Raw genomic sequence first — 16,357 nt, forward strand, 5'->3', positions numbered from 1 at the left:
AACGAAGGCTACCCCGTCACAAGGCCCACCAAAGGGCTGTGGGTCCGGTCGCGGGGCGACATAGGGAGGTAGGAAATGATCCGTTCAACTCTGCTGCTTGCCGCTGCGCTGACGGCTCTGCCGCTGGCGTCCGCTTACGCCCAGAAGGCCGGCGAGGTGACCGTTGTCCTCGGCGAGGACCTTGATCTGGTCGAGCCATGCATGGCAACACGGTCGAACATCGGCCGCGTCATCTTGCAGAACGTCAACGAGACCCTGACCCAGTACGATGTGAAGGGCGGCAAGGGCGTGCTGCCCCGGCTGGCCGAGTCATGGACCGACCAGGGCAATGGCACCTGGCGCTTCAATCTCCGCAAGGGCGTGAAGTTCTCCAACGGGACGGCCTTCGACGCCAATGACGTCAAGCACTCGGTCGAGCGCATGCTAAGCGACAAGATCACCTGCGAGTCTTCACGCTACTTCGGCGATACCAAGCTCAGCCTGAACGTCGTCGACGACAACACGATCGACGTCACCGCCACTCCGCCGCAGCCGATCCTGCCGCTGCTCATGTCGATCGTCACGATCGTGCCCGCCGAGACACCCTTGGCATTCGTTCGTGACCCGATCGGCACCGGCCCCTACAAGCTCACCCAGTGGAACCAGGGCCAGAACATCACGCTGGAAGCGCGCAGCGACTATTGGGGCCAGGCCCCCGCGGTGAAGAAGGCCACGTACGTGTTCCGTTCCGATCCTGCCGTTGCCGCCGCGATGGTCACCAAGGGCGAGGCCGATCTCGCCCCGTCGATCTCGGCCGCCGATGCGACCGATGCCAAAAGCGACATCTCGTATCTGAACTCCGAGACCCTGTACCTGCGCATCGACAGCGCCGTGGCACCCATTAACGACAAACGCGTCCGTGAGGCACTCAACCTCGCCATCGACCGCGGTGCCTTCATCGGATCCCTGCTACCGAAAGGAACCGTCGAGGCAGCCGCCATCGTGCCGCCAACGACGCTCGGCTGGAATCCCAACGTCAAGCCGTTCCCCTTCGATCCAGAAAGGGCCAAGAAGCTGCTCGCGGCCGCCAAGGCCGACGGCGTGCCGGTCGACACCAAGCTCTACCTGATCGGTCGCTCCAATCTCTTCCCCGGTGTCGTCGAGGTGGTCGAGGCGATCCAGCAACAGTTGCAGGACGTCGGGTTCAACGTCGAGGTCCAGATGCTCGAGGTCGCGCAGATCGAGCAGATCTACAGCAAGCCCTTCAAGGAGGGCCGGCCGCCGCAGATGCTCGTGGTCCAGCACGACAACTCGCGCGGCGACCCGGTGTTCTCGATGTTCTTCAAGTATGACAGCAAGGGGCGCCAATCGGGGATCTCCGACCCGAAGGCTGATGAGCTGATTGCCAAGGCGACGGCTGCGACCGGGCCGGAGCGGGCCAAGCTGTGGTCGGACCTGATCGCCTATGTCCATGACGACGTGGTCGCCGACGTCCTGCTGTTCCACATGGTCAACTTCGCCCGGGTCGGCAAGCGGATCGCATTCACCCCGACGATTGCGACCAACTCCCAGCTCGAGCTCGCGGACATCACCTTCAAGTGAGGCAATCGCGGGAGGCGGTACCGCCTCCCGCATTCGCCGCCGGACATCGCCTGCCGTGGAGGAAAGCCGTGCCCCAATACGCTTCGCGCATCATCTCGAGCTTCTTCTCGCTCGCGCTCCTACTCGTCCTGGTCTTCTTCCTGTCCCGCCTGACAGGCGACCCGGCAGCTCTTTTCCTTCCGGTCGATGCCACGCCGGAAATGCTCAACCAGTTCCGCGAGCTGCACGGGCTCAATGATCCCATCATCGTGCAGTTCGGCCGCTATGTCTGGGATGTGCTGCACCTCGACTTCGGTGACAGCCTGCGTCAGGCGCGCCCGGCCATCGACATCGTCCTTCAGGCCTTCGTCTGGACACTCTGGCTGGCGATCACCACGATCGTTCTGGTCTCGATCGCCGCCATCGTCATCGGCTCGCTGGCCGCCTTCCGGCCCGGCGGCATCTTCGATCGGTTGGTCTCGCTGGTTTCCCTGATCGGCGCCTCGGCGCCCGATTTCTGGATCGCCGTCGTCGGCATCACCGTCTTTGCCATCGGCCTCGGATGGCTTCCGACGTCCGGCACCGGCACGGTGTGGCATTGGATCCTCCCGATCGCGGTCCTGTTCATCCGGCCGTTCGGCCTCCTGCTCCAGGTCGTCCGTGGCTCGATGGTCCAGGCCTTCGGATCCGCCTACGTCAAGACGGCCCGTGCCAAGGGTGTCGGGAACCGCTCGATCATCTTCGTTCATACGCTGCGCAATGCGATGCTGCCCGTCATCACGGTCATCGGCGACCAGGCGGCAGCGATGCTCAACGGCGCGGTCGTGGTCGAAACCATCTTCGGCTTCCCGGGCGTCGGCAAGCTGATGATCGACTCGATCCTGACGCGCGACTTCAACGTGATCCTTGCCGCGATCCTGGTCACCGCGCTGGCGATCTTCATCATGAACCTGCTGATCGACCTGGCCTATGCCCTGCTCGATCCCCGTATCAGGACCTGACCCATGACCGTCGCGACCCCCACCCCCGTGAATGTGGTCACAGCGCCCCAGCGCAGCCGCGCAAGCGTTGTCCTCGGCATGCTGTGGCGCGATAAGTTCGCCACCGTTGCGGTGATCTTCCTGCTGCTGGTGATCCTCTGTGCCATCTTCGGCCCGGCGTGGCTCGGCGACGCCGCCGTGAAGCAGAACCTGCGGGGCCGCAATGCGCCGCCCTTCTCGCTGCAACAGGGCTGGCTCTTCGTCCTCGGCGCCGATGCTCTGGGACGGCCCCTGCTGGCCCGCATCGTCGTGGCCGCCCAGAACACCCTCGCGATCGCAGCCGGCGCCGTCGTCCTGTCGTCGATCCTCGGCGCGACCCTCGGGCTCATCGCCGGCTACGGCCCCAAGTGGGCAAGCACCCTGATCATGCGCATGGCCGACGTGATCATGTCGTTTCCGTCACTGCTGCTGGCGGTCATCGTGCTCTACATGCTGAAGCCGTCGGTCGCGAACCTGATCCTCGTCCTGGCGATCACGCGCATCCCGATCTACCTGCGGACGACGCGGGCCGAGGCGCTAGAGATCCGCGAGCGCATGTTCGTGCAGGCGGCGCAGGTGATGGGGGCGTCGTCCAGGCGGATCGTCTTCCGGCACATCCTGCCGATGATTGTCCCGACGCTGGTCACGATCGCGACGCTCGACTTCGCCTTCGTCATGCTGGCCGAAAGCGCGCTGTCCTTCCTGGGCATCGGCATCCAACCGCCGGAAATCACCTGGGGCCTGATGGTCGCACAGGGCAGGCAGTATCTGGCCAATGCCTGGTGGCTCGCCTTCTGGCCCGGTCTTGCAATCATCCTGACCACACTGTCGCTGAACCTTCTGTCGGGCTGGCTGCGCATCGCGCTCGACCCCGCCCAGCGCTGGCGCCTTGAAATCGGAGGACGCAAGAATGGCTGACCATCACCTGCTCGAGGTCAAGAACCTCTCCGTCCGGTTCCACACCGCCGCCGGCATCGTCGATGCGGTTCGGGGGATAAGCTGGCACCTGGACCGTGGCGAGACCCTGGCCATTCTCGGCGAAAGCGGTTCGGGCAAGTCGGTGTCCGCCTCGACCATCATGAACCTGCTCGACATGCCGCCGGCCGAGATCGCATCGGGGGAGATCCTGTTCGATGGACGCGACCTGCTGACGCTGTCCGACGCGGAGCGCCGGGCCATCAACGGCAAGCGCATTGCCATGGTGTTCCAGGACCCGCTGAGCCATCTCAACCCGGTCTACACCGTCGGCTGGCAGTTGCGCGAGATCATGCGCGTCCATGGCGTCACGGCGCCCGAGGCCGCCTCGCGTGCCCTCGAGCTGATGCGCCGGGTCGGGATCCCCGAGCCGGAAGCGTCGATGGACAAGTATCCGCACCAGTTCTCGGGTGGCCAACGGCAGCGCATCATGATCGCGATGGCGCTCGCCAACAAGCCCGACATCGTGATCGCCGACGAGCCGACCACGGCACTGGACGTGACGGTTCAGGCGGAGGTGCTCAGGCTGCTCGAGGAGCTCCAGGCCGAGATGGGCATGGGCGTTCTCCTCATCACGCATGATCTCGGCGTGGTTGCCGATGTCGCCGACCGGGTGGTGGTGATGAATGCCGGCGAGATCGTCGAGGCCGGAACCCCGAGCGAGATCTATCATCATGCCAAGCATCCCTACACGCGCAAGCTGATCGCCGCCGCACCCGGGCGCGGCGAAATGAAGGCGCCCGGCAGGGGCGGGACGCCCATTCTCAAGGTGGAGGACGCCTGCAAGACCTACGGCGATTACCACGCCCTGGCGAACGTGTCGTTCGAGCTGATGAAGGGTGAAACCCTGGCCGTCGTCGGCGAGAGCGGATCGGGCAAGTCGACGGTCGCCAAGGCCATCCTCAGGCTGATCGATGCCGATTCCGGCAAGGCGCTGTGGAAGGGCAAGGACCTGTTCACCATGCCGCCGCGGGAGCTCTACGCGATGCGCCGCAAGATCCAGATGGTGTTCCAGGACCCGACGCAGTCGCTCAATCCACGCATGTCGATCTACCAGATCATCTCGGAGGCTTGGGTCATCCACCCGGAGATCCTTCCCAAGGCGCGGTGGCGTGAGCGCGTGGCCGAGCTGCTCGTACAGGTCGGTCTGCAACCCGAACATGCCGCGCGTTATCCCCACCAGTTCTCCGGAGGCCAGCGCCAGCGGATCGCGATCGCGCGGGCCCTCGCTTTGGAGCCCGAGATGATCATTGCCGACGAGGCGGTCTCGGCGCTCGACGTGTCCATCCAGGCGCAGGTCATCGCGCTGCTCGACAAGCTGAAGCGTGAGCTCGGCATCGCCTTCATCTTCATCGCCCACGACCTGCCGGTCGTCCGCGACTTCGCCGACCACGTGATGGTGATGGAGAAGGGCCGCGTCGTCGAGCAGGGGACCGTGCGTGAGATCTTCGAGAACCCGCGCGAACCCTACACGCGCCGGCTTCTGGCGGCGGGCCTCGATCCTGACCCGGACGTCCAAAGGGCGCGCCGGATTGCCGAGCAGGCGGTCGCTGTATGACCGCGTCATTCGCCAATGCGGTGTCGGCTCCCGCACCCGCATTCCAGAACTGAGGAGATAACCAATGCCAGGTCTTGAGCAAGCCTTGGAAATGCAGCGTCCACCGATCGTCCGCTTCGGTGTCGGGCAGATCGAGACGCTCGCGGCGTGGGTCGCCGGTGTCGGCGTGAGGCGCTGCTTCGTTGTTGCCGACAGGATCAACGCGGCACGCCTTGACGTGCTCGGCTTGGAAAATCCGGGCGTGTTCGGCGACGTCAAGCCGGAACCGGACCTGCCCAACCTGGAGGCCGCGGTGGCAGCGGCCAAGGCGATGGACGCCGACGCGATCATCGGCTTCGGCGGCGGCAGCGCCATGGACCTGGCGAAGCTGGTCGCGGTCCTGGTGAGCAGCGACAAGGGCCTGCGCGATGTCTCCGGCCCGAATAGGGCACCCAAGCGCAGCGTCAAGCTGATCCAGATCCCGACGACGGCAGGCACTGGAAGCGAGGTCGGGACCCGGGCCCTGATCACGGACCCAGAAACCATGAACAAGATCGCGACGGAGAGCGTCGAGATGCTGGCCGACATGGCGATCATCGACCCTGCCCTGACCGTATCGGTCCCGCCCATGGTGACGGCCGCGACCGGCGTGGACGCCATGGCGCACTGCGTCGAGGCCTTCACGAGCAAGCGCGCCCACCCGATCATCGACGGCTATGCCCTGCGCGGCATCCAACTCGTCGGCCGCTACCTCAAGCGGGCGGTGGAGGATGGGCGCGACCTCGAGGCACGCGCCGGGCTGGCGTTGGCGGCCTTCTACGGCGGCATCTGCCTCGGCCCCGTCAACACGACCGCGGGCCATGCGCTCGCCTATCCGCTCGGAACCCGGCACAAGCTGGCACATGGCATCGCCAATGCCTTGATCTTCCCACACGTGCTCGCGGCGAATGCCCGTGCCGTGCCGGAGAAGACGGCGCTGGTCGGCGAAGCGCTCGGCTTCACCTGCGAGAGCCGGCAGGCGGTGTTCGGCGGCGCGAACGCGTTCTGCACCGGATTGGGCCTCGACATGGGGCTGCACAGCCACGGCATTCCGCGCTACGACCTGCCGGCCTGCGCCAGCGAAGCCCACCAGATCCGGCGGCTTCTCGACTTCAATCCAGTCGACCTGAAGGAGGCCGACATTCTGAATATCTACGAAGCCGCCTACTGAGGCATCGCCGAACATGGAGAACACGACAATGGCCAAGGAAGCTTTCGTCGCGCTCGTCACCTGCTTCAATGACGACGAGACGATCAACTATGACGCGACACGGGCCCAGGTGCGCCGCCAGGTCGAGGCGGGCAACAACATCATGTGTGCCGGGACGAACGGCGACTTCACGGCACTGACCTTCGAGGAGAAGGTCCGGCTGACTCGGGAAGTGGTCGATGAGGTCGGCGGCCAGGCGCGCGTCATCGTCAATGCCGGCATGCCGGCCACCTACGAGACGGTGCTGCTTGCCCGCGCCTTTCAGGACATCGGCGTCGACGGCATCGCGGTCATCACCCCGTTCTTCATCGCCTGCACGCAGGATGGCCTGATCCGCCACTTCTCGACGGTCGCCGACAAGGTCACGACGCCCGTCTACCTCTATGACATTCCGGCCCGGACCCAGAACCATATCGAGCCCGCGACGGCGAAGACGCTCGCGGCCCACGGCAACATCGCTGGGATTAAGGACTCAGGGGGAAGCCAGGAGACGCTGGAAGCCTACCTGGCGGTCGGGCGCGAGGCGCCAGGTTTCGACGTCTATTCCGGACCGGACCACTTGGTGCTGTGGTCACTGCAAAACGGGGCCCGCGGTTGCATCTCCGGGCTCGGCAATGTCATGCCCTGGGTGCTGGCCGGGATCGTTGCCGCCTTTAACAAGGGTGACATCGCTGAGGCAGAACGCCTGCAAGAGCGCTTCGGCGCGTTTCGCAAGGACCTCTACGCCCTGGGTTATCCGCCGGCGCTGGTCAAGCGGGCGCTTTACCTCATGGACAACTCGGTCGGAGCGAGCCGGCAGCCGGCGCTGCTGCCCGATCCCGTCCAGGATGCGCAGATCGCGGCTATCCTGGAGAAGCACGGGTTGATCACCAAGGCGGCCGCATAATCATGCGGGTTGCGACCGGCCTGCCGATGGGCCGGTCGCAGTCCCTGTTGAAACTCCGTCAGGATAGGCCTACCGGCCAGTGTGAGCTTATCTGGCGCCGCCCAGGTTGATCAGCGTGCCGCCGAACAGGCGTTCCCGTGAGTGGATCAGGTGGTTGCGCATCAGCATTTCCGCCTGCGCCGCCTGGCCGTCACGGATGGCGGCGAAGATCGCACTGTGTTCCTGGAAGACCTCCCGCAAGCCCTTGGCCCCGTCGGTCATGAGCGATTGGCCGTGCAGCTTCATTCCGACATAGATGTGCTCACGCAGCGCCCGCAGAGAGGTATCGAAGTACTGGTTGTTGGCCGCCTGCGCGATGGCGAGATGGAAGGCGAAGTCGGCGTCCTCGCGGTGGATCTGGGAGTTGGTGGCCGCGTCCATGAGCGAGAGTGCCGTCTCGATCTTCTCGATGGCGGCGGAATCACGCCGACCGGCCGCGAGGGACGCAGCGGTCGTCTCGATGCAAATCCGGAACTCGTAGCAACGCTGGATGTCGGCAATCGTCTCGACGGGCGCGAAGCCGAGCGGTGCGCTGCGCACCTCGCGGACATAGCTCCCGGCACCTTGGCGCGAATAGACGAGGCCTTGATCCCGCAGCCGTTCTAGCGCGGCGCGCAGCACAGGACGCGAGACGCCGAACTCCTCGGCGAGCGTCTTTTCCGGCGGCAGCTTCTGGTTCGCCGGATAGTCGCCGTTCGTGATCCGGCTGTAGATCAGGTGATAGATCCGGTCCGCCAGTCCCGGGCGGGCGGGCCTCGTCGCCTCAGATGGCGGCTGGCCCATGTCGAAATCGGTTGTGTCCATAATCGTGTCAGTCCCGTCCTGTGTCCGCTGTCATGGTGACGATCCTTGCGAGCGCGTCAGGTGCGCCAAACCCTCCGGACTTGGTGACGAGTCTCGTCCTTCGACCGCCGACAACCATCGATGAAACCGGCACCCCCGGCAAGGCCTCGCCCTCGACCTCGAGGATGCCGACGCCGAGCGATCCGAGGATGGCGTCCGCGGTCTCGCCGCCGCAGGCAAGGAGGGTACCCACGTCCACGGACCTGGCGAACTCCGATGCGGACGCGGCAAAATGAGCGTTGGCGCTGCGGGGGTCGAACGCATCGCCGCCGGCGACGAGCCGTAGCAGCAGCGCGTCATGGCGGATGCCGCCCGGCGGCACTTCTACTCGACCGTCGGGGGCACGCAGTTCCTGCACGCCGGCGGCGCGCAAGACGTCGAGCTGTTCCAACGTGATGGGATCACGCGAGCCGATCGCCAGCAGGAGGGGCGACGGCAGGTTGCCGACCGGGGCGGGACGTGCGCCGGGGCGCAGATGCCGGGCAAGCGCCGCCGCAAGACCGGCGGCTCCAACGAGGAGCACCGGATCCCCGGACATCGCAACCGTGACCACGCGGTCGAGGTCGGCGTCGGTCGCCGCGTCGGGGACCTCGACCGTCAGGCCGGCTCCGGCGAAGGTTGCAGCCACGTCGATCGGAGAGGCGACGCCTGCTCCGGAAAGTCGGCCGCCTTGGGTTGCCCGACCCTGGGCCGGGATCGCGGGTGTCACGACCGCCCGCGCGATCCCGGTCCTTGCGGCGACCATGCCGAGTTCCGTCCCGCAATGCCCCTTGAGCCGGGAATCGACCTTTTTGAAGACCAGCTTCGGTCGGTCACCGATCGCATCGAAGACGTGGCTGACGGCGCAGGTTGCAGCTTCGGGGGATCCCTCGCGGGACGCCGTGCTGATCGCGAGCACGTCCGGCGCGGTGGCCATGGCGGCGGGGATGTCGGCAGGCCGCCGCGCAACCGTACAGCGCAGGCCCACGCCGGCGAAGGTCACCGCGCTGTCCAGGGCGCCCGTGAGATCGTCCGCGACGATCAGCGTCTTCATGCCAGAAACCTCATTCTCTGCCAGCACCTTACAGGTAAATGTGTTAAATTGAAACCCCGAAATTCATGATCTTTCCTGCAAATCAAAACCACCTAAGTTAATGAAATTGCTTGCGACATCACGAAGATGTTTGTATGGAAGTGATCACTTTACATGTTTCCGAATAAGCGATTGCATCAAGCGTTCGCTGAGCAGAGGAGCCGTACCAATGACCGTAGCGCACGAGCGTCCAATCGTCATAACCATGGGTGACCCGTCCGGCGTCGGCGCCGAGGTGACGGTGAAGGCATTGGCGGCCCTGCCGCCGTCCCAGCGGGCGGATTTTGCCATTGTCGGCGACCGTCGGACGTTGGAACGCGCGATCGCGGCGAGCAGCGTCGATCTGGGGATTGCCGATACCACGCGGACCGATGGCAGCGCATTGCGCCTGATCGACGTGCCGGTCGACGGCCTGCCGGACCGTTTCGGCGTGCTCAGCCCGCGCTGCGGCGAAGCCTCGTTCCAGTACATCCGCACGGCGGTCGAACTGGCACAGTCGGGCCAGGCTGCCGGCATCGTCACCGCCCCGATCAACAAGGAGGCGCTGAACGCGGCCGGTCACCATTACGACGGTCACACTGGTCTCCTGGCCCACCTGACCGGCAGCCGCGCATCGTGGATGTTGCTCGCGTCCGAGCGCCTCAACGTCATTCACGTGTCCACGCACGTCTCCCTGAGAACCGCCATCGAGCGGGCGACGCCAGAGCGCGTCCTTGAAACCATTCGTGTCGGGCAGCGTCATTTCCAGCGCATGGGGGTTGCGTCACCGCGCATCGCGGTTGCCGGCATCAACCCGCATTGCGGTGAGAACGGGCTGTTTGGCCGCGAGGACGACGATCAACTGGTGCCTGCCGTCGCGGCCGCCCGTGCAGAAGGAATCAATGTCTCCGGACCGATTTCAGCCGACACGGTCTATCACCGCGCTTATCAGGGTGCCTTTGACCTGGTCGTGGCGCAGTACCACGATCAGGGCCATATCCCTGTCAAGCTGGTGGCCTTCGACAGCGCGGTGAATGTCTCGCTCGGCTTGCCCATCGATCGGTCCTCCGTCGACCACGGAACCGCGTTCGATATCGCAGGCACCGGCAAAGCCAATCACGTCAATATGTTGTCTGCGCTCGACTATGCGCGGCGGCTGGCCATGAGCAAGGCGGCAACTTCCCAGTAAAGCTCACGTGGGGGCCGCCCTGATCGGGGGATGCGGAACCTTCGGTGAGCTTGCGCTGAACTGGACGTCATCGGCGCGCGCCGGTCTCAAGCGTTGATAGATGGAGGGCACGTAAGGCCATGGCACGCATCAGCCTGAGCCGATTCCTGATCGAGCAGCAGCGGGAAGGGGATGCCCTGTCCGCCCAACTCCGTCTCCTGATTGAGGTGGTTGCGCGAGCCTGCAAGGCGATCAGCTACACCATCAACAAGGGTGAGCTGGGTGGCATCCTCGGCAGCCTCGGGACGGAGAACGTCCAGGGCGAGGTTCAGAAGAAGCTGGACGTCCTGTCCAACGAGATCCTGCTCGAGGCCAACGAGTGGGGCGGACATCTCGCGGCCCTGGCTTCGGAGGAGATGGACACCATCCACCTGATCCCGCACCGCTATCCGAAGGGCGAGTACTTGCTCGTGTACGATCCCATCGACGGGTCGAGCAACATCGACGTCAACCTGAGCGTCGGCACGATCTTCTCGGTGCTGGAAGCGCCCGAGGGAGCCTCCACGCGTGACGTCCGGGAGGAGGATTTCCTTCAGCCCGGCAGCCGACAGGTTGCCGCGGGCTACGCGGTCTACGGTCCCCAGACGTCGCTCGTCCTGACCTTCGGCAAGGGAGTGTTCGGGTTCACGCTGGACCGCGAGGTGGGATCGTGGGTGCTGACCCAGCGCAACATCATCATTCCCGAGGGCAACCGCGAGTTCGCCATCAACATGTCGAACCACCGTCATTGGGTGCCGCAGGTTCGCCAGTACATCGACGACCGCCTTGCCGGTCGGGAAGGCCCATGCGGTCAGGACTTCAACATGCGCTGGACGGGTTCGATGGTCGCCGACATCCATCGCATCCTCAACCGGGGCGGCATCTTTCTCTACCCATGGGACGCACGCGACCCGGCGCGGGCCGGCAAGCTGCGCCTGCTGTACGAAGCCAACCCACTCGGACTGATCATCGAGCAGGCTGGCGGCTCTGCCATCGACGGCACCCAGCGAATTCTCGACATCGTTCCCGCGGGCTTGCACGACCGCGTAGCAGTCGTCATGGGAGCTAGGGACGAAGTCGAGGCGTTTCAGTCCTACGGCAGCGCCGAGAACGGGATTGGGCGTGTGACATGAGGGCCATTCCGGCCTAAACACGGGACCGCCTGTTTCGGCAATGTGATGGGGATCGTTTTGCCGATGGCCGCCTTCCGGCGATGAGCCCTATCTGGCACGTTCACGCCGGTAGCAGCTTGCCTGCCAAGGAGCTAGCTTTCGCCCACTTCAGGCTGGATGCAATGAATGAGGTTCATGCGAGGCTAAAGGTCTCCTCCTGGCACTTCTCGGAAGTAGACCGAGTGTCTGCTCTCGCAAGGAACGTTCCGGTCATAAAGGCAGTTTTCCCGCCACTCCGTGATCAACTTACAGAAAGGCCATGCCCCGCTTCTTCTTTCATGTCCGGTGCCGCGGCGAGACCCTGAGCTACGACGATTTGGGCCTCGACTTCCCCGATACAATGACGGCTCACAACGAGGCCGTGCGTGCTGCCCGAGACCTCGACGGCGTATTCGTCACCTGGGGTCGGAACCCTCACGATTGCACCATGGAGGTCGAGAACGCCGCAGGTGAGCTTGTTTTTAGCGTCACATTTGCCGCGGTCCTCAACGGCCAAGCCAAGCCGTTCGATCCTTATTCCTAAACCGCGAAAACCAGCTCTGGCTCACCGTTCGATACTGACGATTATGCGCAATTCGCGGATGATTGTCTCACGCGCTCAGGTCTTGGGCTTGCGCCGGATTGCCTCGTTCTCTCCCGGCCGGGCGGTGCTGGTGTCGATCTCCAGAACCTCAGCAACGCGCTGCTTGCCACGATCATGCTCGATCCTGACCCGCACCGTGGTTCCACGCGGAAGCCAGACATAGCCAGCCTCCTTGAGCACTGACATGTGCAGGAAGGCGTCGCCCTGGCCTCTCTCCAGCGCCACGAACCCAAACTGTTTGGTCTGGTCGAACCAGGCGACCGTCCCTGTCACCGTCATGCATGATCTCCGCGAGCGGCAACGTCAGCACAGCTTGCTCGGTTTCACCATCCGTGGAGGCTCATATGCCCTGAATGCAATTCAGTTCCATGAAGGCGCTCCTGGGAAGTTCGAGGTCTCCCTTGAACGAAACTGGATCGCATCCATTGTCCCTGTATCACCGGCTGATCCGATCCTGTAGGCGCTGGTGGCCGAGAGAGACGTGTGCTCCCGCCTGCAAGGCTGAGGAGCGCCGTCATGGCCGACACTCCCAAACACCCGACGACGCGCGCCGATTATGATGCGCATGCGATGCGAGCCTTCCGAGAGAGCTTGGAGCAGGCGCGCAAGGCCCTCAGAGACACCGACTACATGGTGACGCCCGACCGCGCCAAGCTGGTCCACCCAGACCAGCAGGAGGAGCCCCCGAGAGGCCCCAAATAGCAGCTCCATGACTGGGCTTACGCGCAATTCGCAGACAATCTTCTTAGGGACGAGGTTGATCTAGGTGAATGCCTCGTGAGCCCAGCCGCACCATGATCTCTCAACCAGATGCCTCCAGAGGCGATGGAGCAATGGAGGAGGCATGCCGCGGTTTTTCTTTCATCTCAGAGGCGGGCTTGAGGGCCTCAGCCGCCATGAAATTGGCGTGACCGTCCCCGACGTGGAAGCTGCCTACCTGGAGGCGTTCCAGGCTGCCACGGACATGTCGCAGGAGTGGCTCAAGAAAGGTCGCAATCCCAGGTGCTACGCTTTCGAGATCATGAACACAGCGGGTGAGCTGGTTCTGGTGCTGCCCTTCTCCGAGGTGCTGGATCGTCAGTCCGGAAGGAAGCCTGTCAGACTGTCCAGAACCATCAGGACGGCCAAGGAGCGCGGCGAGCGGATGACCCGCTTGACCACTGAGGTAGCCGAACAGGTGAAGCTGGCTCAGGAGAACCTGCGTCGCTCACGCGAGTTGCTGAGCAGTCTAGGCAAGAGCAGCGCCAAATCAGGATTTCCGCTCTGAGCTTGTCAAAAACGGTCTTCCGCGAAATCGCTGGGCAGATTTACGGACCCGGTTTCGGTGGCGGGTAGCGGCCCGGCATCACGCGCTGATAGATGCGTTGGATCCGGCCGTAGCACTCGCATACCGTGTCCTCGAGACCGGCCCGGTCCGTCACCGTGATGCTCCCGCGCCCCTGCTGAATCAGCCCCGCCGTTTGCAGGGTGCGCGTCACCACGCTCACAGTCGAGCGCTGCACCCCCAGCATCTCCGCCAGGAACTCGTGCGTGAGCGACAGGGTATCCTGCTCCGCCCGGTCATGCATCATCAGGATCCAGCGGCAGCAGCGCGCTTCCACCGGATGAACGGCGTTGCAGGTGAGAATCTGGAATGTCTGGCCGAGCAGAACCTCGCCGTAGCTGGCAATCACCTGCCGCAGCTTGGGGTGGCTGTTTCGGATCTCATCCAGGGGCTCAACGGCGATGCGTGAGGCGGTGCCGGCCATCTGCACCACATACCGCCCAAAGCCCTCCCGGCTCACGAGAGCGCTCAGCAGGCCCACGACGCCACCGCGCCCGAACAGGGCCACCTCGACCCTGTGGCCGTCCTCCAGCACATTCACCAGTGACACCACGGCGTGGTGAGGGAAGTAGGCGTGGCGGATGGGATCACCGGCTTCGTACAGCACCTGCTTCAGGGTCAGCTCGACCACCTCCAGGTGGGGCTCCAGCGCCGCAAAGTCCTCCGGTTCCAGAACTGCCAGGAGCCAGTTCGTGCGATGGTCTGCTTGCGGAGCGTGGGTCATGGCCCTCCTCCGCTCAGATAACACGGGCGGAGGCAAATTATTCCAGCGTGGCCGGTTCCACACGGACGATTATGCGAAATTCGTGGCCCACGCGCGCGACGAGGCGCAAACTTGGGAACCATGCCGAACGTGCAGCAAGAGCGCGAACACTTGGCCAAGGCGGACCGGGACATCGCCGACGGCGAGAGGCGTGTGGCCGAGCAGATCATCCTGATCGAGCAGATGAGGAAGGATGGCCACGACACCGCTCTTGCCGAGGAGTTCCTTCGAAACCTGGAGCAGACCCTTGAGCAGTGGCATGCCCACCGGCGGCTCATCCTCGACGCAATCGCGCGAGGGTGAGGGCTTATGGGAAATTGTCCGGCCTAATCATTGGCTGTGGTCGGGTATTCCACGACCAAGGAGAGCGCGGCACGGATCACGACCTGCCCCGCTTTGTCTCTCACGCTGACGATGAACGTGCGCTGATCGCCGTCAGGGAGCTCGTCCCACGCCATCTGAGGCAGTTCTTCCTGAGCGACAGCTTTGGCCGCCTCGAGGTCTTCCAGCTCCTGCCCCTCGTCATCGGAGACAAAGCGTTCACCGTCGTAGGTATCGAAGAAGAAGCGGGGCACTGGCACTCCGGCGCTGGAAAGGGTGCCTATCAACGCCCAGCGCCTCGCTCATAGTTCCATACTGAACGTTCTGCGAATGCACACGCTTTGCCCGGATTGGCTAACGACCATACGCAGAAACCTTGTCCGTTCCTTGGACGTTAACGCTCTGCTCTCATGACAGGCAGGAGTGAGGCCATGGATTGGAACCGGGTTGAGGGCAACTGGAAGTCAAGGGCCAGATCAAGGAGCAGCAGGGCCAGCTCACCGACGATGACCTCGACGTCATCAACGGCCAGCGCGAGCAGCTCGAAGGCACGATCCAGGAGCGCTATGGGCTCGAGAAGGATCGCGTCCGCCAAGATGTCGACGATTGGTACAATCGCCAAACCTGGTAATGCCAGAATGGAAAAAGGCCCCGAAGCGGGGCCTTTGTGTCCTTAACCGGCGGATTGCTCAGCGCTTCCAGCGTCCTTCGTACTTGAACTCGGGAGCTGCCTTGAGCTGGTCCTTGGTGGCGTTCATCACCGCATGCCACTTGTTGTCGTTCTCGGTATAACTGACCTTGACGGCGCGCGGATGGACGATGACATAGCGCTCGCCCAGGCCCAGGAAGCCTCCGACCGAGACGATGTAGCCACTGAGATCGCCCTGCGACAGGATCAGGTCCTTGATCTCACCGATCGTCTCGTTGGCCTCGTTGGTGACATTAAGACCGATGAGATTGTTGCTCAGCACGTCGGTCGGCTTGGCTATGACAAACGTTTCCGTTGTCGTGGTCACGGCCGTCTGAGCGACGGCGGCGCCGGCCAACAGGGTCGTGGCGGCAAGGGTCATGAGGATGCGGCGCATTTGTCCCTCCGTTGAAACGGACCAGATGTCAGGGAATGCGCCCAAACCATGCGGGTTCCGCTGCTCCGATGCATGGCCCGGAACGCTATGGGCTGCCGGCATCGAAGGGCAGAGAACGGCTTTAGCCCGTTAGGATTTGCATCAGGGTTGATGTTCGTCTTGAACGCTTCAAGAGACGATTTGGACTGCCCTTATACTTGGACCGCGCGCGGCGGTGGCAGATGCCGGGCATGGAGTCCCGGGGCGAGTTACGGCGAGACCGCGGATGGCACCTCGGCAGATCATGCGGGCGAAGGCTCGGCATCGGGCTTGACGGCAACAACCGACCGAAGAGGCACACCTCAGGGGCAGAAGTAGCCCCGCGCACTGTCTGAGATGCATCGAGCCCCGTTGGGGAGGATGATCCCGCCTGCTCCGTCGGGCGGGATATAGGCCCCGGTGGAGATCTTGAACCCGCCGTTGGGATCGGCAGGCACGGTTGAGCCGTCCGGCAGGGTAAACTTGCCGTCCCTGTAGGTGATATGCCGGGAGTATCCGGGCGGAAGGCCCGCCGGGATGGTGGCCGGGGGTACGGGGTGTGCTGCCTGTGTCGACCCGAGGTTGGCTGGCGGAACGGGCTGGAACGGGGGCTCGCTTGATGAAACGCAGCCTGACAGGACAAGGCCCATCAGCAAGATTGTCGGCACTCGCATCGCATTCCTCCGCTCGATCAGCGTTGGCCTGTTTCTTTGGCGGCTTAATAG

The 16,357-nt window shown here is 64.0% G+C and carries 19 protein-coding genes and 1 pseudogene; 13 read left to right on the forward strand and 7 right to left on the reverse strand.

Features of this window, described 5'->3' with window-relative positions; translation table 11 throughout:
- Positions 1-75 precede the first annotated feature (75 nt).
- From DDF70_RS20800 to DDF70_RS20825, 6 genes are all read left to right on the forward strand, one after another.
- A complete protein-coding gene (locus DDF70_RS20800) occupies positions 76-1,581 on the forward strand; it encodes an ABC transporter substrate-binding protein (RefSeq protein WP_114946749.1) in 1,506 nt (501 codons plus the stop codon).
- Positions 1,582-1,649: 68 nt separating this feature from the next.
- A complete protein-coding gene (locus DDF70_RS20805; RefSeq protein WP_245435585.1) occupies positions 1,650-2,561 on the forward strand; it encodes an ABC transporter permease in 912 nt (303 codons plus the stop codon).
- 3 nt (positions 2,562-2,564) lie between these two features.
- On the forward strand, positions 2,565-3,497 hold the full coding sequence (locus DDF70_RS20810) for an ABC transporter permease (protein WP_114946750.1): 933 nt from the start codon (positions 2,565-2,567) through the stop codon (positions 3,495-3,497).
- A complete protein-coding gene (locus tag DDF70_RS20815) occupies positions 3,490-5,112 on the forward strand; it encodes an ABC transporter ATP-binding protein (RefSeq protein WP_114946751.1) in 1,623 nt (540 codons plus the stop codon). The genes DDF70_RS20810 and DDF70_RS20815 overlap by 8 nt, the downstream gene beginning before the upstream one ends.
- 64 nt (positions 5,113-5,176) lie before the next feature.
- Positions 5,177-6,301 (forward strand): iron-containing alcohol dehydrogenase family protein, encoded by a 1,125-nt coding sequence (locus DDF70_RS20820; protein ID WP_114946752.1) that lies wholly within the window; start codon positions 5,177-5,179, stop codon positions 6,299-6,301.
- A 28-nt stretch (positions 6,302-6,329) separates the two neighbouring features.
- Positions 6,330-7,226, forward strand: a complete 897-nt coding sequence (locus DDF70_RS20825) for a dihydrodipicolinate synthase family protein (protein WP_114946753.1) — start codon at positions 6,330-6,332, stop codon at positions 7,224-7,226.
- 87 nt (positions 7,227-7,313) lie between these two features.
- Here the strand turns inward: DDF70_RS20825 and DDF70_RS20830 are convergent, their stop codons facing one another.
- Together DDF70_RS20830 and DDF70_RS20835 are read right to left on the reverse strand one after the other, a co-directional pair.
- Positions 7,314-8,069: a FadR/GntR family transcriptional regulator gene (locus DDF70_RS20830; RefSeq protein WP_114946754.1), complete on the reverse strand. Its 756-nt coding sequence runs from the start codon at positions 8,067-8,069 to the stop codon at positions 7,314-7,316.
- A gap of 7 nt (positions 8,070-8,076) precedes the next feature.
- Positions 8,077-9,168 (reverse strand): four-carbon acid sugar kinase family protein, encoded by a 1,092-nt coding sequence (locus tag DDF70_RS20835; RefSeq protein ID WP_162820548.1) that lies wholly within the window; start codon positions 9,166-9,168, stop codon positions 8,077-8,079.
- A gap of 181 nt (positions 9,169-9,349) precedes the next feature.
- Between DDF70_RS20835 and pdxA the strand changes: the two genes are divergently transcribed.
- The 3 genes from pdxA (at position 9,350) to DDF70_RS20850 (ending at position 12,061) form a co-directional block, all read left to right on the forward strand.
- A complete protein-coding gene (gene pdxA / locus DDF70_RS20840; RefSeq protein WP_205772458.1) occupies positions 9,350-10,348 on the forward strand; it encodes a 4-hydroxythreonine-4-phosphate dehydrogenase PdxA in 999 nt (332 codons plus the stop codon).
- Positions 10,349-10,467: 119 nt separating this feature from the next.
- A complete protein-coding gene (locus tag DDF70_RS20845; protein WP_114946756.1) occupies positions 10,468-11,499 on the forward strand; it encodes a class 1 fructose-bisphosphatase in 1,032 nt (343 codons plus the stop codon).
- Between the two features lie 298 nt (positions 11,500-11,797).
- Complete coding sequence (locus DDF70_RS20850) at positions 11,798-12,061, forward strand: DUF6894 family protein (protein ID WP_114946757.1); 264 nt, start codon at positions 11,798-11,800, stop codon at positions 12,059-12,061.
- A 75-nt stretch (positions 12,062-12,136) separates the two neighbouring features.
- Here DDF70_RS20850 and DDF70_RS20855 read toward each other — a convergent pair whose 3' ends face one another.
- Positions 12,137-12,400, reverse strand: coding sequence for a cold-shock protein (locus tag DDF70_RS20855; RefSeq protein WP_114946758.1), 264 nt, complete (start codon positions 12,398-12,400; stop codon positions 12,137-12,139).
- A 237-nt stretch (positions 12,401-12,637) separates the two neighbouring features.
- Between DDF70_RS20855 and DDF70_RS20865 the strand changes: the two genes are divergently transcribed.
- Together DDF70_RS20865 and DDF70_RS20870 are read left to right on the forward strand one after the other, a co-directional pair.
- A complete protein-coding gene (locus DDF70_RS20865) occupies positions 12,638-12,823 on the forward strand; it encodes a hypothetical protein (RefSeq protein ID WP_114946760.1) in 186 nt (61 codons plus the stop codon).
- A gap of 142 nt (positions 12,824-12,965) precedes the next feature.
- Complete coding sequence (locus DDF70_RS20870) at positions 12,966-13,388, forward strand: DUF6894 family protein (protein WP_114946761.1); 423 nt, start codon at positions 12,966-12,968, stop codon at positions 13,386-13,388.
- Between the two features lie 40 nt (positions 13,389-13,428).
- On the opposite strand, the gene DDF70_RS20875 is transcribed toward DDF70_RS20870, so the two are convergent.
- On the reverse strand, positions 13,429-14,169 hold the full coding sequence (locus DDF70_RS20875) for a Crp/Fnr family transcriptional regulator (protein ID WP_114946762.1): 741 nt from the start codon (positions 14,167-14,169) through the stop codon (positions 13,429-13,431).
- A gap of 120 nt (positions 14,170-14,289) precedes the next feature.
- Here DDF70_RS20875 and DDF70_RS20880 point away from each other — a divergent pair, with 120 nt between their 5' ends.
- On the forward strand, positions 14,290-14,511 hold the full coding sequence (locus tag DDF70_RS20880; protein ID WP_114946763.1) for a hypothetical protein: 222 nt from the start codon (positions 14,290-14,292) through the stop codon (positions 14,509-14,511).
- Positions 14,512-14,534: 23 nt separating this feature from the next.
- Here DDF70_RS20880 and DDF70_RS20885 read toward each other — a convergent pair whose 3' ends face one another.
- Complete coding sequence (locus tag DDF70_RS20885) at positions 14,535-14,783, reverse strand: DUF6894 family protein (protein ID WP_114946764.1); 249 nt, start codon at positions 14,781-14,783, stop codon at positions 14,535-14,537.
- A gap of 177 nt (positions 14,784-14,960) precedes the next feature.
- Here DDF70_RS20885 and DDF70_RS20890 point away from each other — a divergent pair.
- Positions 14,961-15,160 (forward strand): annotated as a pseudogene (locus DDF70_RS20890) (CsbD family protein).
- Positions 15,161-15,218: 58 nt separating this feature from the next.
- On the opposite strand, the gene DDF70_RS20895 reads toward DDF70_RS20890, so the two are convergent.
- Together DDF70_RS20895 and DDF70_RS36765 are read right to left on the reverse strand one after the other, a co-directional pair.
- A complete protein-coding gene (locus DDF70_RS20895) occupies positions 15,219-15,614 on the reverse strand; it encodes a PRC-barrel domain-containing protein (protein WP_114946765.1) in 396 nt (131 codons plus the stop codon).
- Positions 15,615-15,955: 341 nt separating this feature from the next.
- Positions 15,956-16,306 carry a hypothetical protein gene (locus tag DDF70_RS36765; protein WP_162820549.1) on the reverse strand — a complete coding sequence of 117 codons (351 nt, stop codon included), beginning with the start codon at positions 16,304-16,306 and terminating at the stop codon, positions 15,956-15,958.
- Positions 16,307-16,357: the final 51 nt, after the last annotated feature.

It is taken from the genome of Microvirga calopogonii (assembly GCF_003347665.1).
Taxonomy (GTDB): domain Bacteria; phylum Pseudomonadota; class Alphaproteobacteria; order Rhizobiales; family Beijerinckiaceae; genus Microvirga; species Microvirga calopogonii.